General features: G+C 62.1%; 33 protein-coding genes. 16 read left to right on the top strand and 17 right to left on the bottom strand.

The window, feature by feature from the left end:
- The first annotated feature begins 64 nt into the window (after nucleotides 1-64).
- Genes IRL76_RS00450 through gmk form a run of 3 tightly spaced genes read left to right on the top strand, consistent with a single transcriptional unit; the run spans nucleotide 65 to nucleotide 1,652 of the window.
- A complete protein-coding gene (locus IRL76_RS00450; protein WP_200982152.1) occupies nucleotides 65-556 on the top strand; it encodes an SspB family protein in 492 nt (163 codons plus the stop codon).
- A gap of 4 nt (nucleotides 557-560) precedes the next feature.
- Nucleotides 561-941 (top strand): hypothetical protein, encoded by a 381-nt coding sequence (locus IRL76_RS00445; protein ID WP_200982150.1) that lies wholly within the window; start codon nucleotides 561-563, stop codon nucleotides 939-941.
- Between the two features lie 48 nt (nucleotides 942-989).
- Nucleotides 990-1,652: a guanylate kinase gene (gene gmk, locus IRL76_RS00440; RefSeq protein ID WP_200982148.1), complete on the top strand. Its 663-nt coding sequence runs from the start codon at nucleotides 990-992 to the stop codon at nucleotides 1,650-1,652.
- A 33-nt stretch (nucleotides 1,653-1,685) separates the two neighbouring features.
- On the opposite strand, the gene IRL76_RS00435 is transcribed toward gmk, so the two are convergent.
- The 5 genes from IRL76_RS00435 to IRL76_RS00415 all read right to left on the bottom strand — a co-directional run bounded on the left by IRL76_RS00435 (nucleotide 1,686) and on the right by IRL76_RS00415 (nucleotide 6,765).
- Nucleotides 1,686-2,597, bottom strand: coding sequence for a hypothetical protein (locus IRL76_RS00435; RefSeq protein ID WP_200982146.1), 912 nt, complete (start codon nucleotides 2,595-2,597; stop codon nucleotides 1,686-1,688).
- A 119-nt stretch (nucleotides 2,598-2,716) separates the two neighbouring features.
- Entirely contained in the window at nucleotides 2,717-3,613 is an 897-nt protein-coding gene (locus IRL76_RS00430; protein WP_200982144.1) for an SMP-30/gluconolactonase/LRE family protein, read from the bottom strand.
- Nucleotides 3,614-3,625: 12 nt separating this feature from the next.
- A complete protein-coding gene (locus IRL76_RS00425) occupies nucleotides 3,626-4,420 on the bottom strand; it encodes an SDR family oxidoreductase (protein WP_200982141.1) in 795 nt (264 codons plus the stop codon).
- Between the two features lie 14 nt (nucleotides 4,421-4,434).
- A complete protein-coding gene (locus IRL76_RS00420; protein ID WP_200982139.1) occupies nucleotides 4,435-5,574 on the bottom strand; it encodes an acyl-CoA dehydrogenase family protein in 1,140 nt (379 codons plus the stop codon).
- A 3-nt stretch (nucleotides 5,575-5,577) separates the two neighbouring features.
- Nucleotides 5,578-6,765, bottom strand: a complete 1,188-nt coding sequence (locus IRL76_RS00415; RefSeq protein WP_200982137.1) for an acyl-CoA dehydrogenase family protein — start codon at nucleotides 6,763-6,765, stop codon at nucleotides 5,578-5,580.
- A 177-nt stretch (nucleotides 6,766-6,942) separates the two neighbouring features.
- Between IRL76_RS00415 and IRL76_RS00410 the strand changes: the two genes are divergently transcribed.
- The 10 genes from IRL76_RS00410 (at nucleotide 6,943) to IRL76_RS00365 (ending at nucleotide 15,239) form a co-directional block, all read left to right on the top strand.
- Nucleotides 6,943-7,803: an SDR family NAD(P)-dependent oxidoreductase gene (locus tag IRL76_RS00410; RefSeq protein WP_200982135.1), complete on the top strand. Its 861-nt coding sequence runs from the start codon at nucleotides 6,943-6,945 to the stop codon at nucleotides 7,801-7,803.
- Nucleotides 7,803-9,272: an MFS transporter gene (locus IRL76_RS00405; RefSeq protein WP_200982133.1), complete on the top strand. Its 1,470-nt coding sequence runs from the start codon at nucleotides 7,803-7,805 to the stop codon at nucleotides 9,270-9,272. The genes IRL76_RS00410 and IRL76_RS00405 overlap by 1 nt, the downstream gene beginning before the upstream one ends.
- 88 nt (nucleotides 9,273-9,360) lie before the next feature.
- Entirely contained in the window at nucleotides 9,361-10,698 is a 1,338-nt protein-coding gene (locus IRL76_RS00400) for an acyl-CoA dehydrogenase family protein (RefSeq protein WP_200982131.1), read from the top strand.
- Nucleotides 10,698-11,786 carry a Zn-dependent alcohol dehydrogenase gene (locus tag IRL76_RS00395; RefSeq protein WP_200982129.1) on the top strand — a complete coding sequence of 363 codons (1,089 nt, stop codon included), beginning with the start codon at nucleotides 10,698-10,700 and terminating at the stop codon, nucleotides 11,784-11,786. The genes IRL76_RS00400 and IRL76_RS00395 overlap by 1 nt, the downstream gene beginning before the upstream one ends.
- Complete coding sequence (locus IRL76_RS00390) at nucleotides 11,786-12,871, top strand: phosphotransferase family protein (RefSeq protein WP_200982127.1); 1,086 nt, start codon at nucleotides 11,786-11,788, stop codon at nucleotides 12,869-12,871. The genes IRL76_RS00395 and IRL76_RS00390 overlap by 1 nt, the downstream gene beginning before the upstream one ends.
- A gap of 48 nt (nucleotides 12,872-12,919) precedes the next feature.
- Nucleotides 12,920-13,744 (top strand): 2,3,4,5-tetrahydropyridine-2,6-dicarboxylate N-succinyltransferase, encoded by an 825-nt coding sequence (dapD, locus tag IRL76_RS00385; protein WP_200982125.1) that lies wholly within the window; start codon nucleotides 12,920-12,922, stop codon nucleotides 13,742-13,744.
- Between the two features lie 94 nt (nucleotides 13,745-13,838).
- Nucleotides 13,839-14,060 (top strand): hypothetical protein, encoded by a 222-nt coding sequence (locus IRL76_RS00380; protein WP_200982124.1) that lies wholly within the window; start codon nucleotides 13,839-13,841, stop codon nucleotides 14,058-14,060.
- A 25-nt stretch (nucleotides 14,061-14,085) separates the two neighbouring features.
- On the top strand, nucleotides 14,086-14,313 hold the full coding sequence (locus tag IRL76_RS00375; RefSeq protein ID WP_200982122.1) for a hypervirulence associated TUDOR domain-containing protein: 228 nt from the start codon (nucleotides 14,086-14,088) through the stop codon (nucleotides 14,311-14,313).
- A 6-nt stretch (nucleotides 14,314-14,319) separates the two neighbouring features.
- The gene (locus IRL76_RS00370; RefSeq protein WP_200982120.1) at nucleotides 14,320-14,760 is read left to right on the top strand and encodes a DUF1810 domain-containing protein; all 441 of its coding nucleotides are present in this window, start codon (nucleotides 14,320-14,322) and stop codon (nucleotides 14,758-14,760) included.
- Nucleotides 14,757-15,239, top strand: coding sequence for a potassium channel family protein (locus tag IRL76_RS00365; RefSeq protein ID WP_200982118.1), 483 nt, complete (start codon nucleotides 14,757-14,759; stop codon nucleotides 15,237-15,239). The genes IRL76_RS00370 and IRL76_RS00365 overlap by 4 nt, the downstream gene beginning before the upstream one ends.
- Here IRL76_RS00365 and IRL76_RS00360 read toward each other — a convergent pair.
- Nucleotides 15,236-16,504, bottom strand: coding sequence for a dipeptidase (locus IRL76_RS00360; RefSeq protein WP_200982116.1), 1,269 nt, complete (start codon nucleotides 16,502-16,504; stop codon nucleotides 15,236-15,238). The two genes, IRL76_RS00365 and IRL76_RS00360, sit on opposite strands and share 4 nt — an antisense overlap.
- 149 nt (nucleotides 16,505-16,653) lie before the next feature.
- Between IRL76_RS00360 and IRL76_RS00355 the strand changes: the two genes are divergently transcribed.
- Nucleotides 16,654-17,058: a DoxX family protein gene (locus IRL76_RS00355; protein ID WP_200982114.1), complete on the top strand. Its 405-nt coding sequence runs from the start codon at nucleotides 16,654-16,656 to the stop codon at nucleotides 17,056-17,058.
- A 3-nt stretch (nucleotides 17,059-17,061) separates the two neighbouring features.
- Here IRL76_RS00355 and IRL76_RS00350 read toward each other — a convergent pair whose 3' ends face one another.
- Both IRL76_RS00350 and IRL76_RS00345 read right to left on the bottom strand, forming a co-directional pair.
- The gene (locus IRL76_RS00350) at nucleotides 17,062-17,313 is read right to left on the bottom strand and encodes an SWIB/MDM2 domain-containing protein (RefSeq protein ID WP_160608914.1); all 252 of its coding nucleotides are present in this window, start codon (nucleotides 17,311-17,313) and stop codon (nucleotides 17,062-17,064) included.
- A 25-nt stretch (nucleotides 17,314-17,338) separates the two neighbouring features.
- The gene (locus IRL76_RS00345) at nucleotides 17,339-17,923 is read right to left on the bottom strand and encodes a YbhB/YbcL family Raf kinase inhibitor-like protein (protein WP_200982112.1); all 585 of its coding nucleotides are present in this window, start codon (nucleotides 17,921-17,923) and stop codon (nucleotides 17,339-17,341) included.
- Nucleotides 17,924-18,163: 240 nt separating this feature from the next.
- Here IRL76_RS00345 and IRL76_RS00340 point away from each other — a divergent pair, with 240 nt between their 5' ends.
- Nucleotides 18,164-19,570 carry a S41 family peptidase gene (locus IRL76_RS00340; protein WP_343072297.1) on the top strand — a complete coding sequence of 469 codons (1,407 nt, stop codon included), beginning with the start codon at nucleotides 18,164-18,166 and terminating at the stop codon, nucleotides 19,568-19,570.
- A gap of 4 nt (nucleotides 19,571-19,574) precedes the next feature.
- Here IRL76_RS00340 and IRL76_RS00335 read toward each other — a convergent pair whose 3' ends face one another.
- The 9 genes from IRL76_RS00335 to IRL76_RS00295 all read right to left on the bottom strand — a co-directional run bounded on the left by IRL76_RS00335 (nucleotide 19,575) and on the right by IRL76_RS00295 (nucleotide 25,317).
- Nucleotides 19,575-19,961: a response regulator gene (locus tag IRL76_RS00335; protein ID WP_200982108.1), complete on the bottom strand. Its 387-nt coding sequence runs from the start codon at nucleotides 19,959-19,961 to the stop codon at nucleotides 19,575-19,577.
- Between the two features lie 17 nt (nucleotides 19,962-19,978).
- Nucleotides 19,979-21,052: a PAS domain-containing protein gene (locus IRL76_RS00330; protein WP_281388121.1), complete on the bottom strand. Its 1,074-nt coding sequence runs from the start codon at nucleotides 21,050-21,052 to the stop codon at nucleotides 19,979-19,981.
- Nucleotides 21,053-21,140: 88 nt separating this feature from the next.
- Nucleotides 21,141-21,593, bottom strand: coding sequence for a DUF3429 domain-containing protein (locus tag IRL76_RS00325; protein WP_200982104.1), 453 nt, complete (start codon nucleotides 21,591-21,593; stop codon nucleotides 21,141-21,143).
- Nucleotides 21,586-21,876, bottom strand: coding sequence for a hypothetical protein (locus IRL76_RS00320; RefSeq protein ID WP_200982102.1), 291 nt, complete (start codon nucleotides 21,874-21,876; stop codon nucleotides 21,586-21,588). The genes IRL76_RS00325 and IRL76_RS00320 overlap by 8 nt, the downstream gene beginning before the upstream one ends.
- A 59-nt stretch (nucleotides 21,877-21,935) precedes the next feature.
- Nucleotides 21,936-22,367: a COG3650 family protein gene (locus IRL76_RS00315; RefSeq protein WP_200982101.1), complete on the bottom strand. Its 432-nt coding sequence runs from the start codon at nucleotides 22,365-22,367 to the stop codon at nucleotides 21,936-21,938.
- On the bottom strand, nucleotides 22,367-23,284 hold the full coding sequence (locus IRL76_RS00310; RefSeq protein ID WP_200982099.1) for an alpha/beta hydrolase: 918 nt from the start codon (nucleotides 23,282-23,284) through the stop codon (nucleotides 22,367-22,369). Before IRL76_RS00310 ends, IRL76_RS00315 begins: the two co-directional genes overlap by 1 nt.
- A 77-nt stretch (nucleotides 23,285-23,361) precedes the next feature.
- Nucleotides 23,362-23,862, bottom strand: a complete 501-nt coding sequence (locus IRL76_RS00305; protein WP_200982097.1) for a hypothetical protein — start codon at nucleotides 23,860-23,862, stop codon at nucleotides 23,362-23,364.
- A 153-nt stretch (nucleotides 23,863-24,015) separates the two neighbouring features.
- On the bottom strand, nucleotides 24,016-24,420 hold the full coding sequence (locus tag IRL76_RS00300) for a GFA family protein (RefSeq protein ID WP_200982095.1): 405 nt from the start codon (nucleotides 24,418-24,420) through the stop codon (nucleotides 24,016-24,018).
- A gap of 60 nt (nucleotides 24,421-24,480) precedes the next feature.
- Nucleotides 24,481-25,317: a hypothetical protein gene (locus IRL76_RS00295; RefSeq protein WP_200982093.1), complete on the bottom strand. Its 837-nt coding sequence runs from the start codon at nucleotides 25,315-25,317 to the stop codon at nucleotides 24,481-24,483.
- 219 nt (nucleotides 25,318-25,536) lie between these two features.
- Here IRL76_RS00295 and IRL76_RS00290 point away from each other — a divergent pair, with 219 nt between their 5' ends.
- Nucleotides 25,537-26,067 carry a hypothetical protein gene (locus IRL76_RS00290; RefSeq protein WP_200982091.1) on the top strand — a complete coding sequence of 177 codons (531 nt, stop codon included), beginning with the start codon at nucleotides 25,537-25,539 and terminating at the stop codon, nucleotides 26,065-26,067.
- The last annotated feature ends 32 nt before the right edge of the window (nucleotides 26,068-26,099 follow it).

The following is a 26,099-nucleotide window of genomic DNA, read 5'->3' as shown; positions in this document are numbered from 1 at the left end:
TTTCAAGGGTAAAGTCAGGCTTAAAGCGCTTGACCCGCCGCCCTTCGGGTATCACCTAGCGCGCATGAGCGACGACACGCCCGACAGCCTGATCCCTTACGACTCCATCGTGCAGGAGGCTTTGCGTGCAGTTGTCGGCCGCGTGCTGGGCGAGATCGAGGATACCGGCGGCGAACTGCCGGGGGCCCACCACTTCTACATCACCTTCAAGACCCATGCGCCCGGCGTGGTCATCCCGCAGAACCTGCGCGAGCGGTTTCCCGACGAAATGACCATCGTGCTGCAGAACAAGTTCTGGGGCCTCAACGTGCGCGAGGACGGGTTTTCCGTCGGCCTGTCGTTCAATCAGGTCCCGGCTGAACTCGACATCCCATTCGCCGCGATCACCCAGTTCGTCGACCCGGCTGTCGATTTCGGCCTCCAGTTCCAGGCAACCGTCGCCGACATGGCTCCGGCGCCGACCGAACTGCCGGAGAACGACGGCCCCGAAGACGGCACGCCCAAGACCGACGATGGCTCCAACGTCGTGACGGTCGATTTCGGCCGCAAGAAGTAACCCGGTGGCGAAGCGGAAAAACCGCAAACCCACGACAAAGGGCGCGAAGGTCCCGGGCCCGACCGAGAACCCGCTCACAAACCTCATGCTGGCCGATGTCGCGATCCGCGCGGGGTCCTATATCGTCCGTCGTACGGTCGAGAAGGGTTTCCTGCGCGGCCGCTACGGCAAGGAAGCGGCTCGGGACATCATCCAGAACAAGACCTTGGGCCAGACCGTGGTGTCGTTCGGACTGGCCAGGCTGGCGACACGCAACCTGCCTGGCGCGATAATCGTCGGCGGAGGCGCGCTTGCGAAAACGCTCTACGACCGGCGCAAGTCGAAGCGGAAACAGCAGGCCGAAGGCGATGCCCAACTGATCGAGCAGGCGCAATCGGAGGAATAGGGCCCGCCCGGCCTTGATTTGACCCGCCGCCTTGGCCCAAAGGCGCACATGGCCGATTCCACTGCATCCACCAGCGACACTGTCCGACCCAACCTCGCACGGCGCGGGCTCATGTTCATCCTGTCCTCTCCCAGCGGCGCGGGCAAGACGACGATCAGCCGCATGCTGCTGGATGCGGACGAAGAAATCCGCCTGTCGGTCAGCGTCACCACCCGCCCGCCGCGTCCGGGCGAGATCGATGGAACCCACTACTATTTCGTCGACGATGCCGAGTTCGACCGCATGGTCGAGGAGGACGACTTTTACGAATGGGCGCATGTATTCGGGCACCGCTATGGCACGCCCAAGGGCCGCATCCGTTCTGCGCTGAAGGAGGGGCAGGACTTCCTCTTCGACATCGACTGGCAGGGTACGCAGCAGCTCTACCAGAAGGACCGGCAGGATGTCGTCAGCGTGTTCATCCTTCCGCCCAGCCTTGCCGAACTGCGCCGCCGTCTCGAAAGCCGCGCCCAGGATAGCGCAGACGTGATCGATGCTCGCATGGATCGCGCCCGCGGAGAAATCAGCCACTGGGCCGAATACGAATATGTCGTGGTCAACGACGACGTCGACGCGTGCTTCGAGAAGGTGCGTGCAATTCTCGAAGCCGAGCGGATGGAGCGAACCCGGCAAACCGGACTCATCCCCTTCGTGCGGGAACTTATGGCCTGAGCAAGGTCGGGCGGCGTTAGGCCGCCCGCGCGACTATCGCTTGCCGATCAGCGAGCCGAGGAACTTGCGACCATCGGTGTGCTGGACTTCGAAGATCAGGAATACTTCCTCGCGGTCCGGCCCGGCGAGCGACCCTACATACTTGCCCTTGAAGGCGTTAGCAGTGTCTTCGGTGTCGCCTGCAAAAACACCGCTGTCGGTCAACGTCGAGGAAATCGGCAGAGCCGCACGCACCACGGGCGCACCCGCAACGGACTCTACGACCTGGATCGTTCCGGCGATCTTCTTGTCGCTAGAGGTGACGGTAAGAGTCGTCGCCGGCGAGCTGAACACGCCCGGCGGGGTTTCACCCGACTTGCCCCCAACCACCTGCGCAGTTCCCGTGTAAGCAAGGTTCGATGCAATGGCCGTGGTCGTGGTCACGGTGTTGTAGAAGATCGAATAGCGGTAACCATGGAGGTTTCCGGCCACCGTCTCGCGCGTGTAAGGAATGGTGGTCTCGTATGCGACCCGCAAGACATTGTCGAAGGGCAGCTCCATCGATAGGCCATCGCTACCCTTGCGATAAGTCCGTAGCGTCGGCGAGGCGGTGAGCAGGTCAGCCGCAGAGAAAGTCGTGAGAGTCGAAGGGTCTGGCCATTCCAGCGTCACGCTCTCTGGCGAGACAGCAAAGGTGATCTTCGCCTCCCCACCGCGTCGCGATCCTTCGCTCCAGACTTCATATCCACCGGTCGGAGCGAAGTAGGCATAGTTGAAAGACGTGCCCGAAGCCGTGGCCGTAAATGCCTTGGTGAAATCGAAATCGATCGTGGTCGGCGGTGTCGGAGTCGGCGTTCCAGTCGAAGTCGGGGTCGGAGTTGGCGTTGCGCTATCGCCCCCGCCGCAAGATGCGAGCAGGGCACAGCAGGCAGCGGCGCTGGCGAAAAACACGGGCTTGTTACGCAAGATAAACGACCTCTTCCTCGGGAGCGTTGCCAGCCTTGGCATGTGCAAGGCCGCTCGAATAGCTTTGCAGGCGAGATTCCCGCAAGTGATTTCCCGAAACCGCAGCGTTGGACAGTGGCTCAGGGGAGACCGGCGCGCCCCACATCGACGGTGCAGGCGTAGATTCGGCCAGCCTTTTCGGCACTTGCATGTTCGCGATGCGAAGAAGGCGCCGTCAGCGTGAACAACGTGCGCCCGTCCGCTCCGCCAAGCATGCAGGCGTAGCAATTGAGACCCTCGGTCTCGACGATTTCGAGAACCTCACCGCCTTCCGCTATCCGCACGCACCGTGGCGCCAGCGGATCCGCGATCCAGATCGCATCTTCAGAATCGAGGCAGATGCCATCGGGAATATGCGGCAGGGTCGAGGCCCACACACGCCGATTGGTGAGTGAGCCGTCGTCGGCAATATCGAAAGCGGTTAGCCGTCCAGCCAGAGTCTCACCAACGATCAGCGTCTTGTCGTCGGGAGTTATCACCGTGCCATTGGGGAAGCCGAAGTGTTCATTCCCCGCAGCTGAGCGGACCGTCCCGTCCATCTCAACCAGCGCCATCGGCGTGGTCGGATGGTTGGCGAGCACGCTCTCCGGGCCACGTGCCGACAGCTCCGCGTCGAGATCAAAGCCGAAGTTGCCGACATAGGCCCGGCCCTTCGCATCGACGACCATGTCGTTGCACCAGAAGGTGGCGATGCCGGACAAGTCCGCGTGGCGTTCCAGCCGTCCGTCCGGCCAGCGCCGCCAAAGCTCCTGTGCCTGCATCTTGACGAACAGCAGCGAGCCGTCGGGCATCCAGCCGAGACCCGAGGATTGCTCCTCGCCCTTAAGCTGGAGTTCGACCCGCATGTCGCCGCCGGCCTCACTCACAGAATAGATGCGGTGAGCGTAGAAGTCGGAGAACCACAGCCGCCCCTCACGCCAGCGCGGCCCTTCGGCAAAGTGGATGCCGTCGGCGACGAGGCGCTGGGTGCGGGACATGGCGTTACTCCATCAGGGTTGGGCGAAGTGGCTCGGCAGCAGGGCGTTGACGATGCCGCCGTCGACGGTGAGAGTCTCGCCGATCGTGTAGTCTCCCGCACGGCTGGCGAGATAAACGGCAGTGCCGCCCATGTCGTACTTGTCGCCGACGCGCTTGTTTGGGATGCCTGCGGCGCTTTCCGCCTCGTGATCCCGCGCCGCGCGGTTCATGCTCGACGGGAAGGCCCCGGGTGCAAGGCTGGTGACGTAGATGTGGTCCTTGACCAGACGTGCAGCCATGCGCCGTGTCAGGTGGATCAGCGCCGCCTTCGATGCCTGGTAGCTGTAAGTCTCCCACGGATTGACCCGCTGGCCGTCGATCGAGGTAATGTTGATCACCTTGCCCGGCCGTTCGGGCGAGGCAGCGGCAGTCAGCAAGCCGTGGAGTTTCTGGGTCAGGAAAAACGGCGTCTTGACGTTGAGGTCCATGACCTTGTCCCACCCGGCTTCCGGGAACTCCTCGTAATCGACGCCCCATGCGGCGCCCGCATTGTTGACGAGGATGTCGAGCTTGTCTTCGCGTGCCGAGATTTCCTCCACCAGCGCCTCGATCCCGGCGATGGTCGAGATGTCGCCCTGGATGCCGATGACTTTCTCACCCAGCTCGTCGCAGGTTTCCTCGATCTCATGGATCTTGCGCGCGGTGATGTAGACGCGGTCGATGCCGGCAGCGAGGAAGCCTTCGACGATCATCTTGCCGATGCCGCGGCTGCCCCCGGTCACGAGGGCGACGCGCCCCTTGAGGCTGAACAGGTCTTCAAGGTTCATCAGTTTTCTCCCGCTCAGTATCCGCTCATCTCGGCCACGCGGCCTGCGTGGTAGTACTGGTCACCCAGGAACTCCTGCAGGGCACGTTCGCGCTTCATGTAGAGGCCGATGTCGTATTCATCGGTCATGCCGATACCGCCGTGCATCTGGACGCCTTCGCGCACCGCCAGCCCGGCGACCTTGGCAACCTTGGCCTTGGCGACACTGGCCATGAGGTCGGCCTTCTCGCTTCCGGCGTCGAACAACTGGGCGGCCTTGATGGTCACGGCGCGGGCGATCTCGACTTCGGAATAGAGGTGCGATGCGCGGTGCTGGAGGGCCTGGAACTCGCCAATCACCTTGCCGAACTGCTTACGCTGCTTGATGTAGTCGACGGTCATATCCATCGCCCCGCGAGCGACGCCGACACCCTCGGCAGCCGAGCCCACCCGACCGGAAATGAGCATCGCATTGAGCACATCGCGACCGCCATCGACCTCGCCGATCACGGCATCGCCGTCGAGTTCGACATTGTCGAAGGTCACATGGCTGGCCATCGAGGCATCAACCAGTCGGACGCTGTCATGGCTCATGCCGGCAGCATCCTGCGGCACGGCAAACAGGGTGACCCCGTCCTTGTCGGCATCACTGCCGGACGTGCGTGCCGCGACGACGATCATTTCGCTCGACGCGCCGTAGACCACGAAGTCCTTCTTGCCCGACAGGCGGAACCCGTTGCCCGATTTCTCGGCGCGGCAGGCAATGCGTTCGGGACGGTGCTTGATGCCTTCGTCGATAGCGACGGCATAGACCTTGTCGCCCGAAACGAGGTCGGGAAGCCAGCGGCCCTTCACGTCATTGCTGCCGTGCTTGAGCGCGGTGGCGGCCAGCACGGAAGACGACAGGAACGGTGAGGGTGTCAGGTTGCGCCCGATTTCCTCGAGCACGATGTTCGCCTCGACCTGGCCCATTCCCAGTCCGCCGTCGTCCTCGCCCACCAGCATGCCGGTGAAGCCCATCTCGGCGAACTGCTTCCACAGTCCGTGGCCGAAGCCGTCCTTGCAGTTGCGGTCGCGCCAGTGGCGCAGCTGGTTCTTGATCGAACCTTCCTCGGCCATGAACTGGCTGGCGGTTTCGGCCAGCATGGTCTGGTCGTCGTCGTAATACAGAGGCATCGATCAGGCTCCCGGCAGGTCGAGGATACGCTTGGAAATGACGTTCAGCATGACTTCGGACGTGCCGCCCTCGATGCTGTTCGCCTTGGTGCGCAGCCAGTTGCGCGATGGCTTGCCGCCGTCGGTCTCGCCGCTATCCCATTCGAGCGCCCGTGTGCCACCCGCGGCCATCATCAGTTCGTGGCGACGCTTGTTCAGCTCGGTACCGGCGTATTTCATCATGTTCGGCTGTGCAGGATGCGCCTTGCCGACCTTGATTTCGTCGAGGAACTTCTCGCCCATCGCCGAATAGGCGAGCGCATCGACATCGAACTGGGCCAGTTCGGCACGCAGCACCGGGTCGAGTTCGCCCGACAGGCGCAGCATGGCAGCTCCGATCGCGCTGGTCCGGTCGCCGCCGTCGGCGCCCGAGATCATCTCGCGTTCGTGGCCGAGCAGGTACTTGGCGACATCCCAGCCGCGGTTGACCTGACCGACATAGGCCGGAACGTCCTCGCCGTAGCTCTTGGGCACCTCCACATCGTCGAAGAAGGTCTCGCAGAAGGGCGAGCTGCCGCTGATCAGCAGGATCGGCTTGGTCGACACGCCCGGGCTGGCCATGTCGTAGAGCATGAAGGTGATGCCCTGGTACTTGTTCTCCTTGTCCGTACGGACCAGGCAGAAGATCCAGTCGGCCTTGTCGGCATAGGAGGTCCAGATCTTCTGGCCGTTGACGACCCAGTGGTCGCCCTTGTCCTCGCCATAGGTCTGCAGGGAAACGAGGTCCGAACCCGAGCCGGGTTCGGAATAGCCCTGGCACCAGCGGATTTCGCCCCGGGCGATTTCGTTGAGGAAACGCTGCTTCTGCCCCTCGGTGCCGAAGTGGAGCAACGCCGGGCCGAGCATCCAGATGCCGAAGCTCGACAGCGGCGGACGTGCACCAATGGCCGCCATCTCTTCGCGCAGGACCTTTGCCTGTGCCGGCGAGAGCCCGGCACCGCCGTATTCCTTCGGCCATGCGGGCACGGTGTAGCCCTTGTCGCGGCAGGCTTCGAACCAGGCCTTCTGCGCGTCGTTCTTGAAAGTCGCGTTGCGGCCGCCCCAATAGACATCGTCTTCGTCGCGAACGGGCTCGCGCATTTCGGGGGGGCAGTTCGCTTCCAGCCACGCGCGCGTTTCCGCGCGGAAGCCTTCCAGATCCGTGTCGGACATGTGCCGAATCCTCTCTTCTAAAAGCTCGGTATGTTGACGCTTACGTTAGGGTGATTCGCCACTCGCACGCAAGGGCGGTCGCGATGCCCCGCATTGCCGTAGCGTCAGGCAGAATTCGTTGACGCGATAGCTTCCGCGCCTAAGCTTGGCCGCGAGAAATTCGGGGAGAGAGTAGGCATGCGATTCTCGGGCAAGACGGTTGTCGTCACCGGTGCGGCATCAGGCATCGGGGCTGCTGCGGCTGCGCTTTTTGCACGCGAAGGTGCCATTGTCTTTGCGAGCGATATCGACGTCGCTGGTGGCGAAAAGCTGGCTGCCGGGACCGAAGGCGATGTCCGTTTCGTCGAGTGCGATGTCTGCGACACTGCAAGCATCAAGGCGCTGATGGACCGCGCCGCTGCAGAAACCGGCGGTATCGATGTCGTCTTCAACAATGCCGGTGCGGGCGGCGCGCGGCCGGATATTTCCGAGATCGAACCCGACGAGTGGGACCGCACGATGGACCTGCTGTTGCGCTCGGTGGCGATGGGCATCCGCTATGCCGTGCCGCACATGATGCATCGCAAGGGCACGAGCATCGTCAACGTGTCGAGCGTTGCCGCAGTCGGCCCGGGCTATTCGCCGACGGCTTACGCCGTTGCCAAGGCTGGTGTGCTCCACCTGACGAAGTGCGCGGCGATGGACCTCGCCAAGCACGGCATCCGCGTGAACGCGGTCCAGCCGGGCTTCATCAACACCAACATCTTCACCTCCAGCCTCGAAGTGCCGGACGAGATCAAGGACATGGCAAAGGCGGCAATCGCCCAGTTGTCCAGCAACGCGCAGCCAGTGGCGCGCGGCGGCCAGCCGATCGATATCGCCAACGCGGTCGCGTTTCTTGCCAGCGACGCGGCGAGCTTCATCACCGGGCAGTCCATGATCGTCGATGGCGGCCTGACGGTCGGCCCCCGGCATAGTTGGGATGCCGAGGCTCCGCGCATGTTCTCCACTCTGGAGGCCATGGTCGAGCAGGCTCAAGCGGCCAAGCAGAACGCCTGATGGCAATTTCCGCCGCCAGCGACACGATTGCCCCGCCCCCGGCGGAGCGTCTGCCGACGCGGCTGAAGATATTTCACGGCTTCGGATCGATCGCCTACGGCATCAAGGAGAATGGCTTCGCCACCTTCCTCCTGCTGTTCTATAATCAGGTGGTGGGGATCGATGCGGGACTGGTCGGCACCGCCATCATGGTCGCGCTGATTGCGGATGCTTTCGTCGACCCGGTCATCGGGGAACTGACCGACCGCACCCAGACGCGCTGGGGGCGCCGCTTGCCTTGGCTCTACGGCGCGCCGATCCCTCTCGCGCTTGCCTGGATGATGCTGTGGAGCCCGCCGGAAGGCAGCAACACGCTGGTCCTCGGCTGGCTCATCGGCTGGGCGATCATAGTGCGCTCGCTGGTTTCAATGTGCGAAGTGCCCTCCGTCGCGCTCGTGCCCGAACTGACCGCCGATTACGACGAGCGCACCATCCTCATGCGCTATCGCTTCCTGTTCGGCTGGGCAGGCGGACTGCTGATCCTGATCATGGCCTACGGCATCTTCTTCAAGGACAGCGGAGAGACCGATCCGGCCGGATATTACGCCTACGCGCTTTCCGGCGCGGTACTCATGGCAGGAGCAGTGCTCTTGTCTGCGCTGGGACAGCACAAGCGGGTGGCGCATCCTTCTCCCCCGCAACCGCGTCACGCGGGCGGCCTTCGCGCTATCGCCGCCGAGATGCGCAAGACCCTGTCCAACCGTGCCTTCCTGTGGCTGGTCTTTGCAGCCCTTTTCGCCTTTACCAACCAGGGCATCGCATTTTCGCTGACCAACTATTTCCTCGGCTTCCTGTGGCAGTTCACGCAAGGCGAAAAGGTCGCATACGGGTTGCTCCTGTTCGTGACGATGATGGCAGCCTTTGTAATCATCCCGCCACTCGCCAGACGGCTTGGCAAGCGGGAGGCGGCCCTGATCGCAGGGGCCACCTCGGTCACGTTCAATGCCGGACTGTTCCTCAGCTACTATTTCGGGATTTTCCCAGGCCTTCCCGGAAAGCCCTCGGTTGCAGCCATGTTCGCGATGATTTTCCTCGCCAACACAGCGGCGATCACACTGATGGTGCTGTCGAGTTCGATGATGGCCGACGTGGTCGAGGCATCGCAGGCCGAAACCGGGCGCCGCAGCGAAGGCCTGTTCTTTGCCGGCTATTTCTTCATGCAGAAATGCGCGACCGGTGCCGGTATTTTCCTCGCCGGACAGATCCTGAGCTGGGCCGCCTTCCCGATCGGTGCCGCGCCGGGAGAGGTGGCACAGGACATCATTTCCAACCTCGCGCTCGGTTACGTTGTGGTGCTGTCGGCAGTCGGGTTCACCGGTCTGATGGTGCTGCGTCGCTTCCCCATCGACCGCGCGAGCCACGAACGGCGGCTGGCTGTGCTGAGCGATGCTGCGAGGGCAGACCTCGACGCTGAAGGGATGCACCCGTGAGGTGGAACAATTGAATCATGGCTTGGCGCGGCCAATCAGGCGTGCCAGTTTCCTTAAGCAACGGAATCGAGAGAGAAGGATAGAGACGATGGATTTCGAACCGACAGAACGGCAAGCATACTGGCGCGACCGGGTGAAGAACTTCATCGACGCTCACGTCCGTCCCGCGGTCCCGACCTACAAGAAGCAGGACGCCGAGGGCGACCGGTGGAAGGTCATTCCGGTGGTTGAGGAGCTGAAGGCCAAGGCCAAGGCCGAGGGTATCTGGAACCTCTTCATGCCGCCGCGCAATGACGGCCACCACCATGTCGACGAGACATACGAGTTCGAAGGCCCTGGCCTGACCAACCTCGAATACGCGCTCTGCGCCGAGGAAATGGGCCGCGTCGGCTTCGCCTCGGAAGTGTTCAACTGCTCCGCGCCGGACACCGGCAACATGGAAGTGTTCCACCGCTACGGCACGCGCGAGCAGAAGGACCAGTGGCTGACCCCGATCATGAATGGCGAGATCCGCTCTGCCTTCCTCATGACCGAACCCTTCACCGCCTCGTCCGATGCGACCAACATCGAAACCCGGATCGAGCGTGACGGCGACGAATACGTCATCAACGGTCGCAAGTGGTGGTCCTCGGGCCTCGGCGATCCGCGCTGCAAGGTTGCGATCGTCATGGGCAAGACCGATTTCTCGGCCGGCCGCCACGCCGCGCAGTCGATGCTGCTCATGCCGCTCGACAACACGCCGGGCGTCAATATCCTGCGTCACCTGCCGGTGTTCGGCTATGACGATGCGCCGCACGGCCACATGGAAGTGGAAATGAAGGACGTCCGCGTCCCCGTCACCAATATGCTGTTGGGCGAAGGCCGCGGCTTCGAGATCGCGCAAGGCCGCCTCGGGCCGGGCCGCATCCATCACTGCATGCGCACCATCGGCGTTGCAGAAGAGGCGCTTGCGAAGATGTGCAAGCGGCTCCAGGAGCGCGAGGCTTTCGGCAAGCCGATCTACAAGCACTCGGTCTGGGAGGAGCGCGTCGCGCGTGCCCGTATCGACATCGACATGACCCGCCTGCTCTGCCTCAAGGCGGCCGACATGATGGACAAGGTCGGTAACAAGAACGCCAAGCAGGAAATCGCCATGATCAAGGTCCAGGCGCCGAACATGGCGCTCAAGATCATCGACGATGCGATCCAGGCGCATGGCGGCGGCGGCGTGAGCGAGGACTACGGTCTCGCCAGTGCCTATGCCCACCAGCGCACCCTGCGCCTTGCCGACGGCCCGGACGAAGTTCACGCCCGCTCGATCGCGCGCATGGAATTCGCCAAGCACCTGCCCGAAGCTGGTCCCACCGCCAACGCGCTGCGTGACGGCAAGGCCCCGACCTCGGGCAATGATAACCTGTCCTCGGGCGACATGGGAGTGGCGCGCTGATGGCAAAAGCGGCAATCCTCGAGAGTGTCGGCGGACTGACGATCGGCGAGGTCGAACTCGCCGATCCCGGCCCGCACGAGGTCCTGATCGACACCAAGGCCTGTGGCCTGTGCCACTCGGACCTGCATTTCATCGAGGGTGCCTATCCGCACCCGCTGCCGGCCATTCCGGGCCACGAGGCGGCGGGTGTGGTCCGCGCGGTAGGAAGCGAAGTGAAGACGGTGAAGCCGGGCGACCACGTCGTCTCCTGCCTCTCCGCCTTCTGCGGCCACTGCGAATTCTGCGTCACGGGCCGCATGGCGCTGTGTCTCGGGGCCGATACTCGCCGTGCGCCCGACGCCAAGCCACGCATCATGCGTGCTGACGGCAGCGGACCGGTCGGCCAGATGCTCAACCTATCGGCATTCTGCGAACAGATGCTGATCCACGAACATGCCTGCGTCGCCATCGACAAGGACATGCCATTGGACCGCGCTGCGGTGATCGGGTGCGCGGTAACCACCGGTGCGGGTACGATCTTCAACGCCTGCAAGGTCGTCCCCGGCGAAACCGTCGCCGTCGTCGGTTGCGGCGGCGTAGGACTCGCGGCGATCAATGCGGCCAAGATAGCGGGCGCGGGCAAGGTCATCGCCATCGATCCGATTGCCGAAAAGCGCGACCTTGCGCAGGTCCTCGGCGCGACCCATGCGGTCGATGCCATGGCCGACGATGCCGTCGACCAGGTGATGAAGATCTCGGGTGGAGGCGTGCATCACGCGATCGAAGCTGTGGGTCGGCAGGCCTCTGCCGACCTCGCGGTCAAGATCCTGCGCCGCGGCGGGACCGCGACGATCCTCGGCATGATGCCGCTCGACTGCAAGGTCGGCCTCGGCGCGCTCGACCTGCTGTCGGGCAAGAAGCTGCAAGGCGCGATCATGGGGATGAACCACTTCCCCGTTGACCTGCCGCGCCTGGTGGATTTCTACATGCGCGGCCTGCTCGATCTCGACACGATCATTGCCGAGCGCATCCCGCTCGAGAAGATCAACGAAGGCTTCGAAAAGATGAAGGGGGGCCACTCCGCTCGCAGCGTGGTGGTGTTCGACTGATGGCGGAACAGGCTGCAGCACCGATCGATTTCGACAAGGAAATGGTCGGCACCGTCGAGGTGTCCGACGCCGACAAGATGGACCTCGACGCGCTGACCGCGTGGTTCGAGGCCAATGTCGAAGGATACGAAGGGCCGATCAGCTATTCGAAGTTCAAGGGCGGGCAATCGAACCCGACCTATCGCATCGACACGCCGAGCAGGTCATACGTGCTGCGCCGCCAGCCCTTCGGCAAGCTGTTGCCCAGTGCCCATGCGGTCGAACGCGAATACAAGGCCATGCATGCACTCGGGCCGACAGGTTTCCCCGTGCCCAAGACCTATGGCCTGTGCGAAGACCCGGAGGTCATCGGGTCGAAGTTCTTCGTCATGGGCCTCGCCGACGGGCGGTCCTTGTGGAACGGTTCGCTGCCGAACAATACGCCCGAAGAGCGGCGCGAAATCTACAATTCGATGATCGATACCTTCGCCGATCTCCACACCACCGATCCCAAGGCGATCGGACTTTCGGACTTCGGCAAGCCGACAGACTATTGCGCGCGCCAGATCAGCCGCTGGACCAAGCAGTACAAGCTGTCCGAAACCGAGCACATGCCGAAGATGGAGCGGATGATCGAATGGTTGCCCGAGACCATTCCGCCGCAGCACGAAAGCTCTGTCGTCCATGGCGATTACCGTCTCGACAACATGATCTTCCACAAGACCGAGAACCGCGTGCTCGCGGTGCTCGACTGGGAATTATCGACGCTGGGCGATCCGATTGCGGACTTCAGCTACCTCATGCTCAACTGGCACAATCCCGCCGACGGTCGCGCAGGGTTGCAGGGGCTGGACCTCAAGGCGCTGGGCATCCCGACACAGGAAGAGGCGGTTGAGCGTTACGTCGCTCGCACCGGCTACCCGGTCCCGCCGATGGACTGGTACTTCGCCTACAACCTCTTCCGCCTCGCGGGCATCATGCAGGGCATCAAGAAGCGCGTCATCGACGGCACGGCCTCGTCCGCCCACGCCAAGTCGATGTCGGATCGCGTCGCGCCGCTGGTCGACCGCGCGTATGACTTCGCCGTCGCCGCAGGGATGGACTAGCGCTGCCACGCTGCTAACGGGTTCTCCGCATATCATACGGAGACCAGCATGAGCGCCGACCTCGAAGCAGCCATCGAAGCCGCGTGGGATGACCGCGCCAACGTCACGCCTCAGAGCGCCGACGTGCGCGCGGCGGTGAATGCTGCGCTTGCCATGCTCGACAGCGGCACCGGCCGCGTCGCCGAGCCCGACGGCAACGGAGGCTGGAAGGTCAACCAGTGGCTCAAGAAGGCCGTGCTCCTGTCCTTCCGCCTCAACGACAATCGCGTCATGGAAGGCGGCAGTGCCGGCCATCCGGCATATGACAAGGTGCCGAGCAAGTTCGCGGGATGGGACGATGCCCGTTTCCGCGCGGCGGGTTTCCGTGTGGTGCCCGGCGCGATCGCCCGCGAAGGTGCCTACATCGCCCCCGGCTGCGTGCTGATGCCCAGTTTCGTGAACATCGGCGCCCATGTCGGCGAAGGCACGATGATCGATACCTGGGCTTCGGTCGGCTCCTGCGCCCAGGTCGGCAAGAACTGCCACATCTCGGCAGGCGCCGGGATCGGCGGCGTGCTTGAGCCGATGCAGGCCAATCCGACGATCATCGGCGACAACTGCTTCATCGGTGCGCGTTCGGAAATCGTCGAGGGCGTGATCGTGGGTGAGGGCTGCGTCGTCGCCATGGGTGTCTTCATCACCCAGTCGACCAAGATCGTCTACCGCGACACGGGCGAAGTTATCCGCGGCCACATCCCGCCCTACTCGGTCGTCGTGCCCGGCTCGATGCCCGGCAAGGATGGCGGCCCTGGCCTCGCCTGCGCCGTAATCGTCAAGACTGTCGACGCCCAGACGCGCGAGAAGACCGGCATCAACGAGCTGCTGCGCGACTGATACCTTCGTCACAGTCCGGCGGAACATTCGCCAATCCCGACCGTAGGAACCCGTGAATACACGGGTCCACCAATGAGTGCGGGAGGCGTTTGTCATGCACAAGGAAGGCGAAGAAATTCATGTTAGCGAAGCCGAGGCGAGCGGTGGCTCGAAGGAAGGCGTCGTGCGCTGGGTACTGCTCGGCGGACTCGTCCTTGCGATCGCGCTGCTCTCGGTAACCTGGCTCATCCCGGCTCTTTCCGGAGATGACACCGATGATGCCGCCCGTCACGATCGGGCGACAGAAATGGGACGGCCGCAGGGCGACCTGAACTGATCGCTGAACGGAGCAAACGGGTCGCATGAGCAAGTCGAACAGTTACCGGACGAACCAGTATGTCCAATGGAACTGGGGCAATGGCACTGGCACGGGCCAGATTACCGAGCGGTTTGAGCGGAAGGTAACTCGTACCCTCGAGGGGAGCGAGATCACGCGGAACGGGACGAAGGACGACCCTGCCTACCTGATTGAACAGGAAGACGGCTCCGAGGTCCTCAAGCTGGGGTCCGAATTGTCGGAGGCGAGCTGACCGTCGATGGCAGCGCGCGAGGATCATCCGGTGGATTTCGATCGCTTCCTGGCCGCCCAGGACCATGGCGTTTACGAAGTTGCGCTCGAGGAGATCCAGTCAGGCGAGAAGACCAGCCACTGGATGTGGTTCGTCTTTCCCCAGATCGCTGGGCTCGGCACAAGCGCCAATGCGAAAAAGTACGCCTTGCCGGACAAGCATGCCGCGCATGGCTATGCCACCCACGAAGAACTCGGTCCTCGACTCTACGAGGCAACGGAAGCCATGCTTGAATGGGCCGGTACCATGTCGGCAGCGGACATCCTCGGCCAAACCGATGCGATGAAGTTTCGAAGCTCGATGACGCTGTTCGAAGCCGCATGTCCGGAAGACGATGCCGTTTTCAATGATGCTATCGAACAGTTCTTCGAAGGCGAACGCTGTTCGCACACGCTTGAAAGGCTATGACCGGCTCCGACGACAGCGTCGAGGTCATCACTGCGACCTTCAACGAACAGCTCCTGGTAGGAGCCGGTATGATCGCGCTTTGCGTTGTGATTCACGGAATCGGTCTTTTCACTATCCAGCGCATCATCTCCCGTGAATCGATGACGCGACGTTTCGAAGAACTCGAGCCGCTTTCGTTCACCGGAGCCGTCTTCACTCTGGTCGCGGTCTTCGCGATCATTGTGATCCACTTCATAGAGATCTGGCTGTTCGCATTCCTCTATGATCACCTCGGGGCGCTGCACACCTTCAGTGACGCCCTCTACTTCTCCACGATCAGCTACGCCACGATCGGGTATTCCGATGCCTCGATCCATGAACAATGGCGTATGGTAGCGGCTCTGGAGGGCGTACTCGGCGTCATCCTCTTGGGGTGGTCTACCGCCTTCTTCGTCCGCGTACTGGGTCGGCTGGAAGGCGACGACGGCAAACGCCGCTAGTCGGCATCCTTGGCACCACCCGACGGGGTCTCAATCGGTGGCGCGGCCTTCTCGCTCGCTGCAAAAGTCTCCGCCTCGCGAAGAACGCGCATCACGTTTCGAGACGCAATCTTTTCGAGATCGGCCTGCGAGTACCCGCGGCGTGCCAGCTCTACAAATAACGCTGGGTATCCCGAAACATCCTCCATGCCGACCGGTCCGTTCGGCATGCCGTCATAGTCTCCGCCAATGCCGATATGGTCGATACCGGCAACCTTGCGGATGTGGTCGATATGATCTGCCATGTCGGAAACAGTCGCAACCGGTGTCGGGTTGGCGGCATCCCACTTGGCCAATTCGGCCGCGACCTGGTCGGGTTGCCCCTGCCAGAGCGCCTTCAGCCGCGCCTCTTCACCCGATCGCGCCCCGAACCACTGTCGCTGCTCCTCGCTCAGGAAGCCGGGCAACGCGACAACCATGACCACTCCGCCATTTCGGGGCAGGCGTGCCAGCACGCTGTCGGGTACGTTGCGCGCGTGTCCGTTGATTGCGCGAGCACCCGAGTGGCTGAAAATGACCGGGGCCTTCGCCACATCGAGCGCGTCCATCATCGTCGCCTCGCTGACATGGCTGAGGTCGACGAGCATGCCCAAGCGGTTCATTTCGCGCACCACATTCTCGCCGAACTCGGTGAGACCGCCATGCGTCGGCACATCCGTCGCGCTGTCGGCCCAGCCCAGGGTCTTGGAGTGGGTCAGCGTCATGTAGCGCACCCCGAGCGCGTACATCTGCCGCAACACGGCCAGGCTCGATCCGATGCCGCCCCCGCCTTCCATGCCCATGAGCGAGGCTATCTTCCTCGCCTTCATTGCTTTGGCAACGTCGTCGGCGCTGAAGGCCAACTGCATGTCAGAAGGGTAACGCGAGACCAGGCGCTTGGTGACGTCGATCTGTTCGACCACTTGCTGGACGGCCTCGGCCTCGGGCAGGCTTGCGTTGACATAGACCGACCAGAATTGCGCACCGAGATGCCCCTTCCGGGCCCGCGTCAGATCGGTGTGCATCGCCTTGGTATCGCCAGTGGCAGTGTCGAGCGTGTCGACGAAATCGAAATCGTTGATCACGTTGCCGACCCGCTCGCGCAGGGCATAAGGGACGTCGTTATGACCGTCCCATACCGGTGCCGCCTCCAGCGCGGCCGCAGCTGTCTGCTCCGGTGTAGGCGCCGCAAGGGCAGGTGCGGCGAACAGGATGGTGCTGGCAGCGAGAAAAGCGGTGCGGCGCATGATCGAATACCCCTTGCTATTGCGATCCTGCTCCTAGCAAACCTTGGCCACAAGGAAAGGAATTGCACCATGGCCATCGTCGCACGCTGGAACGGAGCCGATATCAAGGACCGGATCGCGTTCTGGAAGGGCGTCGAAGCTTTCGCCGAATGACCCGCGTCCGGACCATGCTGCGCTACGTCATGGGTGTGTTCTATGCGCTTGCAGGCTACGCGCACCTCGCTTCGCCGGAACCCTTCCTGACAATCACGCCGCGCTGGGTACCGCTGCCGGAAACCGTCGTGTTTTGGACCGGGGTGGCCGAGCTGCTCGGCGCGCTTGCACTGGTTCAGGGCTGGTACCCGAAGCTCAGGAAGGCAGGCGCGATCGGCCTCGCGCTCTATGCAGTTTGCGTGTTTCCAGCGAATATCCATCACTTCGCGCTCGACATGGCGCGGCCCGATGGCGGGCTGGGCCTCGGCTATCATGTGCCAAGAATGTTTGCGCAGCCACTGTTGGTGTGGCTGGCCTTGTGGACCGGCGGCGTAACGGACTGGCCGCTACGCCGCCGATGACCTTTAGCTCATGTGCTTCGAGACGGCGCCCGTCATCTTGAACATGGAGATCTGGTCCTTGCCGATCACCGCGCCGAGCTTGGCATCGGGATTGATCATGCGCTTGTCCTTGGAATCCTGCAGGTTGTTAGCCTTGATGTGATCCCAGACCTTCGAAGTCACCTGGGCGCGGGTCATCGGACCCTTGCCGACGACGGCTTCGAGTTCCGGCGTGAGATTCACCGGCTTCTGCAGGGCGTTGTTCTTGCCAGCCATGACTAATCCTTTCCTTGGCTATGCTTCAGTCATCGTCGTCGAGGTCATCAGCGTCCCATTCTTCGACCTCATGGCCTTCGAAACGGGCGGTGAGAACCGCGGCGGCGGTCACGTGTCCGTCCATTTGCTGGACGAGTTCCTCATGCGTCGCCCCCGGCATCAGTGTGAGCGGGAGATCGAGCGCAAAGAGCTGGAATACGTAGCGGTGCTCCTCGCCAAGCGGCGGGTCGGGGAGCAACCATTCGGAATTGCCGTAGGCGTTCTTGCCGGTTCTCGGCGGGGTCTCGCCTTCGAGCAGCTTGCCCTTCTGCGGCTTGATGCCCCAGACGGCCCAGTGGACATGGCCCTTGTCGGCATCCTCGACAACAAGAGCGATTTCCTGCGCTCCTGGGGGAGGGGCGGTCCATTCAAGCGGCGGTGCGACAGAATCTTCTTCGCAAGCGGTGAAGCACGGGTCCAGTTCGCCGCCATGGCGAAATGCGTCGCTGGTCAGCGCAAAGCCAGACCGGCCGAGAACGCGCTCGTCCGCAACCCTGCCGAGCGTCAGATTGGCCGGAACCTCACCGCCACCGACAGCGCTTGCGACCCAACCCCCGGAACCACTCGACATTAAACTTCCTCGTGCGAGCCGCGACCCCCGCGCCCCTTCGATTCGACGGGTTAAGGCACAGGCGCCGGAGGAAAACCATGCACCCAAGGCGTATTTGCACCGTTTTCAGAGCATTTCGTCCGAATTTGCCCTTCCCGACAACTCACGAAGGCAAAAAATTTGCTCAGCGCTGGTTAATGGCGCATTCCCTTTATCGACTGTTCGCGTGACAGATCGCGTCTGGAGGGGTTCTTTATGTCTATGGGTCGCACCATTCTCAGCGCCGCGCTGGCCTTTTCGCTCGCTGCTTGTGGTGGCGGGGGCGGTAACACGATTGGTGGGGGTGGCACCGGCGGTGGCGTAGGCGCGGCCGATTGTTCGCTTGGCGCACGGCAGGACTGGGTTCTTGCCCAGCTCAACGAGTGGTACCTGTTCCCGAACCTGCTGGACACCAGCGTCAACAAGGCGAATCACAGCACATTGCAGAGCTATATCGACGCGCTGACTGCGCCGAGCGACCAGCTCTTCGGCGCGGACCGGACGTTCACCTACATCACCTCGATCAAGGAAGAAGACGCGCTGATCAACAGCGGTTCGAATGCCGGTTTCGGCGTTCGACTGAGCTATGATGTCGCCGCGGGACGCGTGTTTGTGGCAGAAGCTTTCGAGGGAGCTCCAGCCCTGGCGGGCGGGATCGACCGCGGAACCGAGATTATCGCCATCAACGGCCAGACCGTTTCCGCGCTTATGGCAAGCGGCGGTGCGGCAGCAGTGAGCAATGCGCTCGGCCCAAGCGACCCTGGGGTCACCCGTTCTCTTACCATCCGTCAGCCGAGCGGCGCTGAAACGACGATTAGCGTTACCAAGGCGAACTATTCGCTCGACCCCGTTTCCGACCGCTACGGCGCGAAGATCATCGACAACGGCGGCACCAAGGTCGGCTATATCAATCTTCGCACCTTCATCGTCGATGACGCCAAGGCTCAACTGCGGACCGCCATCGGCCAGTTCAAGGCGCAGGGCGTCACCCAGGTGATCCTTGATTTCCGCTACAACGGGGGCGGACTGGTCACTGTAGCCGAAACGCTGGGTGACCTGCTTGGCGCCAATCGTGTGGGGCAATTGTTCAGCAAGACCCTCTATCGCGATTCAAAGGCAAGCCAGAACAGGACTTACAATTTCGCTGCCGAAGCCCAGGCAATCGGAGCAACAAAGATCGCCGTAATCGGTACGGAAGGGACCGCCTCGGCAAGCGAACTCGTCGCAAATGCTTTCATCCCTTACCTCAACGGCAACATCGCTTTGGTAGGTAGCGATACCTACGGAAAGCCCGTGGGGCAGAATGGCTTCGACCGATCGGCCTGCGACGATCGCCTACGCGCAGTCACTTTCCGTACGGTGAATGCCGCGAACGGGGGCGACTATTATTCCGGCCTCGCCAGCGTGATGCCGGTTACCTGTGCTGCGGGAGACGATCTCCTGACTCCGCTGGGTGACCCGACCGAAGCATCGATCAGTGTCGCGCTGGATTATCTCGCCGGTCGTAGCTGTACCGCCATTTCGCAGGCGACGAAGGGCACGGCTGCGCAGGAAGGGGCCAAGAGGCGCCTGATGGGGACGCCACCCAAGGCGAGTGCAGCGCAGTACCAGGTACCGGGTCTCTACTGACGTTCTATTCGGCGGCAGCCAACATGCCGCCGCGTGTCTGGCTGTAGGCTTCGATTGCCGCACCCACGACCTTGCGCGAGCAGGCGGGCTTGGCGATGCGATAGGCGTTGAGCGAGCGAATAGTCTCGTTCTGCCTGTCGAGGTCGCCGGAATGGATGACGTACGGGATGCCGCGCTTGTCGAGCTCGAGCGCGATCGGCAGGCAATTCTCGCCATCCTGCAAGCTCACGTCGAGGACGGCACAATCGATCCCGCTCTCGATATGCGCAAGTGCGGTAGCGATGGTCGCCCCGCAATAGGGATGCAAGCCCTCGTCCTCCGCTGCGAACTCGAGATCCATGAGGATCAGGGGTTCGTCATCGACGAGTAGAATGCTTGTAGGTCGGTCCATCAGCAAATGTGCCCCCGCTATGCTGGCAGCGTTACAACGGCGTGGAGGCCGTTCCGGTTCCAAATACGTTCGATTGCGCCGCCGCCTGTCCTGAGCATGCGGTCCGTGATTGCGGAGCCGGTTCCGGGCCCGATCATCGAAACATCGACCGGCGGCCCGCCCGTTTCCAGCCAGCTCAGTTTCACCTGTCCGTTCTCGTCTTCCGGCAGCCAGCTGACCGTCACGCGTCCATTGTCAGCCGACCAAGCGCCGTATTTCGTCGCATTTGCCGCCAGTTCGTGAAGGATGAGACCCACAAGCGATATCGCTGCGAAGCTTACCCTTCCCCCGTTTCCGACCAGGTCCATGCGATGGCCGTCCGCATCATAGGGCGAGAGGATGGACCGCACAGCTTGTCCGAGTTCGATCGTGCCGGAAGAAGCATCGTCGAGGGTCGTCTCGTATGCCCGGCCCAAGGCCTGGATCCGTGCGTTGATTTCGGCCGCTTCGGCCTCGATCCCGCGCACTCTCCCCGTCACATTCACGATACCTGAAATGACCGAGAACATGTTCTTCATGCGGTGCGAAAGTTCGCGGGCAAGCATTCGCGCATGGCGCTCTTCGGAACGCGCGGCACGCACGTCGCTGACGTCCCACTGGCTACCGAAGTAATAGACCAGCTTGCCATCATTGTCGTAGATAGGCCCCAAATGGAGCGCATTCCAGAAGCTCGACCCGTCCTTGCGATAATTGAGCATTTCGACGACCGTCACCTCCTCGGTGTCGATCGCGCTGCGTAACTGCCGGACGGGTTCCCGAGCTGTGTCGGGCCCCTGAAGGAAGCGGCAATTGCGCCCGATAATCTCTTCCTCTTCATACCCTGTCAGGGCGCGAAACGCCCGATTGGCAAATATTATCGGATTATCGTCCTGATATGGGTCCGTAAGACAGATGGCCATGCGCGTCTGGGCCATGGCCTGCTCGAACAGGACGCCCGACGAACCCGAAAATGAATCTTCGGGATGCGCCTCGCGGAAGCGGCCCGGACTGGTGTCGAAACGCATATGCGCTTGCGGACCATGTCCTTCCAGATTCTTGGGATCGTCACTCACAAGCAACTCGATGCAGACCGCTCAGCGGATTCGGGATTCAGGCATCAATGACGCGAGCGAGGCTCGGTTCCCGCAGAAATGGCGATTCTCAGGCCAATGCGACGAGCAGAGTTGCGATACCCAACCCCAACGACAGCGTTACGCGAAGCGACATCCACCAGCGCGGGGCAAGCGGGCCGAGCCTTGCATCGATCGCGGGGCTCAGCAGAATTGCCCCACCTAGCATTGCGAGGGATGGTTCGGGCCAGGCCCAGCCAAATACCCATGGAAGGAAGGCCGCCAGCGCGACGAGGCTGGGGAGGACTGCCGCAACCCACAGCCAACCGAGCGCCTGACGACGCTCCGCTGCAGGCGCTGCAGCAGCAAAGCCCCACCACATCCCGCCAAGGAAGGCAAAGATCAGCGCGGCGTAGGCGAAGGCCAACGAAAGCGCAGCATAACGCCAATCGGGTGGCCCGGCATAAAGGATGGCAGCGCAGGCGAACTGCGGAAGCAGTCCTGCCAAACCCAGGAGACGTGGCATGGCTGGGACTTCACGCATTTTCTCGGCGCCTCCAGAGGAAGAGGACAAACCCCAGGGTGAACAACAGGTCGCCCGCTACGATTGCTCCGACTGCGGCATCTCCATTGCCGAACCAGTTCGGTGGCCCAAGCATGGCGACGACCATTGCCTTGCCCAGAATGCCCGCGAGCAATGCGGGGGCGAACCGCGTCGGATTGCCCGCAACCAGCGCGTAGACGATCCCGAAGCAGAAAATCAGCACGCCGTTGATCGCTTCGGGAGAAGCCCAATGCGCAGCAAGGAATCCAACAGATCCAATCACCAGATTGTAGGCTGCTGCAATCCAGAAAAAGGTACGCCAACCTCTCGATACCGAGCCCTTCACGCGGCTTCGCCTCCAGTGAATGGCTGTTTGTCGGTCCAGGCACAGCCTTCCCGCTTTTCGGAGCCGATCATGAGTGTGGCAACGAAGGGATAAGTAAGGTCACTCATCCCGTCGGAACATTTGCCCGGGGTCACCATGAGATCGAAGGTCGCATCGCCTAGCTTGCCGCTGAAACTGACGCCATTGAGGCCTGCAAATCGTTCGACGGGAAAGCTGGTACCGCCGGGGTCGTCCGGCGTTGAATAGTTTGCCACGTTGGTGGCAATTGAGCCGCCCCAGAAAGGCTCGGTTCCAGTGAACTTCACAGTCTCGGTGACCGATATTCCATCGAATGCCGGGGTCGGCCCGCCATTGCCCTCGCTTCCTGCGGATTGGCACGAGGCAAGGGAAGCACTTGCCAACAGGATCGCAAAATTGGGCAGGCGCATTATTGGGTCCTCAAGTGTCGGCAGATGAAGTCTGCAGTTTGTTCGATTGCACGCCTGCCCTCGGGAATGGGTAGAAGCATCCAGACGTGGAACATGCCGTGGTATTCGTGATACTCGTGCGTCGATAATCCAGTTTCACGGAGACGCGCGTCCAGCCTTCTGCCGTCAACCACAAGGATGTCGCTGGTCCCGGAAAAGATCGCCATTGGCGGCAGGCCTTGGACGGCACCGAACAACGGGCTGACGCGGGGGTCGGTCAGTTCCAGCTCACCGCGGTAAAGTTGACCGCAAGCCTCAAGGCCAGAGACGGCGATCATTCGGTCGCGCTTCTCGATCTCCTTTTGCTCGGGCTCCGATGCCGTCGCGTCAAGCCACGGCGAAAACAGCACCAACGAACCTGGCAATGGTCCGTCATCATCCCTGATGATCTGGGCAAGCGCCAAAGACATGCCACCACCGGCACTGTCGCCCATGATTGTAATACGCTGGGCGCCGTGGCTTTCGACAAGCTCGCCATAAAGCTTGCGCATTTCGCCGAGGATATGGGGCGCCTTGTGTTCGGGGGCGAGCGGATAGACAGGAACTGTGGCCGATGCCCCCAGTATCGAGCATAGCCGCGCAAGCGCCGACCAGTGCAGCGCCGCAACGTCCATCACATACCCACCGCCGTGGAGGTAAAGGAGATGCGGCGCATCACTTTCCGCAGCGCCCTTGGGCACCATCGTTACGACCGGATAGCCACGACTAGTGTCCTCGGTGACATCGAATTCTGCGAGGACGCCCTTCCCGGGTCGTGGAGAAGGCTTGCGACGCAATCCGGCGATGCGCGCATCAAGCTTTTCGGGCTGGCTGAAGAAGCGCCTGATGCCGAGCAGCGGCAGGCCGAAATTCACGAGCCGCGCAGGCAAGCTTACCATAGGCTGGATCCCTCCCTTGAGGAAGCCAGCCTAGCGCCCGCCGGCGACGGCGCAAGCGGTGAAAAGGCAGACTTTGCTTAGCGCAGCCCGCCCTCGAGCCGCGCAACGAGTCCCGGTGAAGCAGGCGAAAGTTCGGCAGAACTCATGGCGTTCGCCTGTCGTGCCACATCAGCTGCAACCCCACAGAATTTCTGAGGAGACCGCTGCATTGCGAAACGGTTGTAAACTTTGGTCTGCTGGCGGTCCAAGCCAGCTACGCCGTACCTGGCGACCTCTTGGCGATATGTCTGGTCGAGCAGCACCGAATGCCGCTTCAGCAGTTGCGCATAATGCCCGTTGACGTTTTCCACTCCCCGCCCCCGACACGATAACGCAGCGACGTTGAGGCCGGAACGCAGGCGCCATATTTCCGCGCGCGGCATGGCCTTTGCGGGAGCCACAGCAACATGCTGCTGCGGCGCAACAGGCCTGACATTGGCCACACTTTGCGGGCGATAGTTGCCACTGGGTGCACTACCACACCCAGCCGTCGCCGCGAGCGCGATGCCCGCGGCAAGTATTCTTGCCGAAACCCTCATTTTTAGCGTCCCTCGACTTCTTACGATCCGGTTGCACCGATAGCATTATCGCCCTGTCTTCCGCATGATGATTGCGGCGGAAAGGTTGGGCGGCGCGATGGGACGAATCGGAAATTCCGAAAGTTCGCCTGAATGCAAAATTTGTTAAAAGTGTCAGCCGGGATTTGTGTCGAAGGCGGGCGTCTCGCCGGTGTCCACCCAGCATTGCTTGCTGCGCGTCCAGATATGCGCCGTCGGCTCAAAACGTGAAGCGTCGTCAAGCGTGCCGGCTTTCACAAAGGCCATTCCAGGCGCGACCTCGACCTTCGAAATCAACGGAGAACCGCAATTGGGACAAAAGATGCGCTCCACGGACTTCCCGCTCTCTCCGGCATCATGGTAGGTCTTCGTCTCGCCCGAAACTTGGATCGCACCTTCCGGAACGCCGAGAATGGTCGAAAAGGCGCTGCCCGATTGTTTCTGGCAATGTGTGCAATGGCACACCATCGCCGCCGCAGGATCGCCCTGGAAACTGTAGCGCACCTGGCCGCACAGGCAGCCGCCTTCGGTCTTGCTCATCGCCTCTCTCCCTTTGGCCAACAACCTAGCCGGTGAGCGAAGGGAGTCCAGACCCCGGCGTCACCGACCGAAGATACGAGCGATGATACCGCGCTTCGCTTCGGGCTCGTCCTCTTGGCCGGTTTCGATGACCTTGCGGCGAAGGTCGGCGCCGGTCAGTTCCACGATCTCCTCGACCGTTCGGACCTGGATGAAATCTGCCGCAATGATCGGTGCTGCTGGCCTTATTTCAACCACGCGGGCTTTCTCCACCGTCCTTGCGCCGATCCCGTGAACGGTGACGATTTCGGGGCGCATCTCGACAGTTCCGGCCACGACCGGAATTCCACCGGGCAGCCCGTGAATTGCACATTCGCTGGCGACCGACTGATGGAAAAGCAACGCGCGCCACCAGCAGCCAAGCACATATTCCACATATCGCAGCGGAGCATTCTCGGGCCGACCATCGCGGAAGAAGTGGCGCTCCTTGTGATGCAGAAGGGCGGTGTTGATCGCATCGAGACCTTCAAGGTCGAGATAAACCTCGATGTCCTCGTCGTAACCCGCCCACGCGGGACCGTCTTCCGTTTCGGTCTGCGCAAGCAGGTCGTCTGCCGCCGCGCTGCTGAATTCGAACCCTTCATCGGTGTAAAGGCCGAGCATCATGTAAGGGTGATGCACTTGCCCCTTTTCGAACGCACGGTCCGCCTCATTGGCAATGGCAAGGGTTACCCCTGTGATCGGATCACCCTCATGATCACGGATCGCCTCGACAAGCTCTTCCCAACCACTGATCGTGACGTTCTCGGGCCCTGTCCGGAGACACATGCGCCCGAAATCACTATCGAGTTCCGCCAGTGCCGCTTCGAGAACCGCATGGGCATCGTCGAGCTCGCCGGCAAGGAAATGGGCTCGCAACTTGGTTTCCCATGCGCTCTCCCCTTCTGCATCCGCAAAAGTGTGCTGCAACGAGTGCATCTGTACGAAACTCCCCGAATTGCGCCCGAGGGCGCTCTAGCGGCCAATTGTCACCGCGCCGTTAACCTGCACCTTGAACCATTGCAGGGGCGTTTCCCGGCGGGGTTAAGGAGGGGTGAAGGGGTCATTCGGTAAAAACCGCGCCGGAACACATGGGCCATGGCGCGCGTTGCACCCACCGTCACCATGTCCACCCTGTCACGACCTTTCCCCCTCAAGGCGACCCTAGGCATCGCAGCAATTACGGTGGCTGCGATCGGTGCGATAAGTGGAAAGGCCATTGGATCGACCCCGATGCTGATGGAAGATACTGCATCGGCCGTTGCAGGCACCCGGATTGACCAGGATAACTTCGCGGCAATTGCCGCAGAAGATCGCCCACCGGACCATTATGACTTGGTAACGCCAGAGGGAACGATCCCGGTTGCGGAACTCTCTCTCCATGGACGGCTCAGGGGCAGGAGTGATAGTTGGTGGGAAGGCGCCGATCCGGTGATGCTCGACGCGTCCTATGACGACGAATTCAGTGATCGGGAGATTGAGCAGCTTGCCCATGCCGAGCCGGCAGTCCTGGGGCAGGACGAACCTGCAGAACAGGATCACTCAGGCATCTCAACAACGAGCACAAATGATGGCACTGTGCGAATTGTCGATGTTTCCGCCGCCGTTGCGGGTGCCGCCCAGTACTAACCCAACGATCCCGAGCATGCACCCCCGGCTTG

This window comes from Qipengyuania soli (assembly GCF_015529805.1).
Taxonomy (GTDB): Bacteria; Pseudomonadota; Alphaproteobacteria; order Sphingomonadales; family Sphingomonadaceae; genus Qipengyuania; species Qipengyuania soli.
This window is presented reverse-complemented; position numbering and strand designations above follow the sequence as displayed.

What these genes read in the sequence shown, in the direction of transcription:
- IRL76_RS00450 (WP_200982152.1), top strand. Translation starts at nt 65, where the DNA reads ATGAGCGACGACACGCCCGACAGCCTGATCCCTTACGACTCCATCGTG.
- gmk (WP_200982148.1), top strand. Translation starts at nt 990, where the DNA reads ATGGCCGATTCCACTGCATCCACCAGCGACACTGTCCGACCCAACCTC.
- IRL76_RS00430 (WP_200982144.1), bottom strand. Translation starts at nt 3,613, where the DNA reads ATGTCCCGCACCCAGCGCCTCGTCGCCGACGGCATCCACTTTGCCGAA.
- IRL76_RS00425 (WP_200982141.1), bottom strand. Translation starts at nt 4,420, where the DNA reads ATGAACCTTGAAGACCTGTTCAGCCTCAAGGGGCGCGTCGCCCTCGTG.
- IRL76_RS00420 (WP_200982139.1), bottom strand. Translation starts at nt 5,574, where the DNA reads ATGCCTCTGTATTACGACGACGACCAGACCATGCTGGCCGAAACCGCC.
- IRL76_RS00415 (WP_200982137.1), bottom strand. Translation starts at nt 6,765, where the DNA reads ATGTCCGACACGGATCTGGAAGGCTTCCGCGCGGAAACGCGCGCGTGG.
- IRL76_RS00410 (WP_200982135.1), top strand. Translation starts at nt 6,943, where the DNA reads ATGCGATTCTCGGGCAAGACGGTTGTCGTCACCGGTGCGGCATCAGGC.
- IRL76_RS00405 (WP_200982133.1), top strand. Translation starts at nt 7,803, where the DNA reads ATGGCAATTTCCGCCGCCAGCGACACGATTGCCCCGCCCCCGGCGGAG.
- IRL76_RS00400 (WP_200982131.1), top strand. Translation starts at nt 9,361, where the DNA reads ATGGATTTCGAACCGACAGAACGGCAAGCATACTGGCGCGACCGGGTG.
- IRL76_RS00395 (WP_200982129.1), top strand. Translation starts at nt 10,698, where the DNA reads ATGGCAAAAGCGGCAATCCTCGAGAGTGTCGGCGGACTGACGATCGGC.
- IRL76_RS00390 (WP_200982127.1), top strand. Translation starts at nt 11,786, where the DNA reads ATGGCGGAACAGGCTGCAGCACCGATCGATTTCGACAAGGAAATGGTC.
- dapD (WP_200982125.1), top strand. Translation starts at nt 12,920, where the DNA reads ATGAGCGCCGACCTCGAAGCAGCCATCGAAGCCGCGTGGGATGACCGC.
- IRL76_RS00380 (WP_200982124.1), top strand. Translation starts at nt 13,839, where the DNA reads ATGCACAAGGAAGGCGAAGAAATTCATGTTAGCGAAGCCGAGGCGAGC.
- IRL76_RS00375 (WP_200982122.1), top strand. Translation starts at nt 14,086, where the DNA reads ATGAGCAAGTCGAACAGTTACCGGACGAACCAGTATGTCCAATGGAAC.
- IRL76_RS00370 (WP_200982120.1), top strand. Translation starts at nt 14,320, where the DNA reads ATGGCAGCGCGCGAGGATCATCCGGTGGATTTCGATCGCTTCCTGGCC.
- IRL76_RS00365 (WP_200982118.1), top strand. Translation starts at nt 14,757, where the DNA reads ATGACCGGCTCCGACGACAGCGTCGAGGTCATCACTGCGACCTTCAAC.
- IRL76_RS00360 (WP_200982116.1), bottom strand. Translation starts at nt 16,504, where the DNA reads ATGCGCCGCACCGCTTTTCTCGCTGCCAGCACCATCCTGTTCGCCGCA.
- IRL76_RS00355 (WP_200982114.1), top strand. Translation starts at nt 16,654, where the DNA reads ATGACCCGCGTCCGGACCATGCTGCGCTACGTCATGGGTGTGTTCTAT.
- IRL76_RS00350 (WP_160608914.1), bottom strand. Translation starts at nt 17,313, where the DNA reads ATGGCTGGCAAGAACAACGCCCTGCAGAAGCCGGTGAATCTCACGCCG.
- IRL76_RS00345 (WP_200982112.1), bottom strand. Translation starts at nt 17,923, where the DNA reads ATGTCGAGTGGTTCCGGGGGTTGGGTCGCAAGCGCTGTCGGTGGCGGT.
- IRL76_RS00340 (WP_343072297.1), top strand. Translation starts at nt 18,164, where the DNA reads ATGGGTCGCACCATTCTCAGCGCCGCGCTGGCCTTTTCGCTCGCTGCT.
- IRL76_RS00335 (WP_200982108.1), bottom strand. Translation starts at nt 19,961, where the DNA reads ATGGACCGACCTACAAGCATTCTACTCGTCGATGACGAACCCCTGATC.
- IRL76_RS00325 (WP_200982104.1), bottom strand. Translation starts at nt 21,593, where the DNA reads ATGCGTGAAGTCCCAGCCATGCCACGTCTCCTGGGTTTGGCAGGACTG.
- IRL76_RS00315 (WP_200982101.1), bottom strand. Translation starts at nt 22,367, where the DNA reads ATGCGCCTGCCCAATTTTGCGATCCTGTTGGCAAGTGCTTCCCTTGCC.
- IRL76_RS00310 (WP_200982099.1), bottom strand. Translation starts at nt 23,284, where the DNA reads ATGGTAAGCTTGCCTGCGCGGCTCGTGAATTTCGGCCTGCCGCTGCTC.
- IRL76_RS00305 (WP_200982097.1), bottom strand. Translation starts at nt 23,862, where the DNA reads ATGAGGGTTTCGGCAAGAATACTTGCCGCGGGCATCGCGCTCGCGGCG.
- IRL76_RS00300 (WP_200982095.1), bottom strand. Translation starts at nt 24,420, where the DNA reads ATGAGCAAGACCGAAGGCGGCTGCCTGTGCGGCCAGGTGCGCTACAGT.
- IRL76_RS00290 (WP_200982091.1), top strand. Translation starts at nt 25,537, where the DNA reads ATGGCGCGCGTTGCACCCACCGTCACCATGTCCACCCTGTCACGACCT.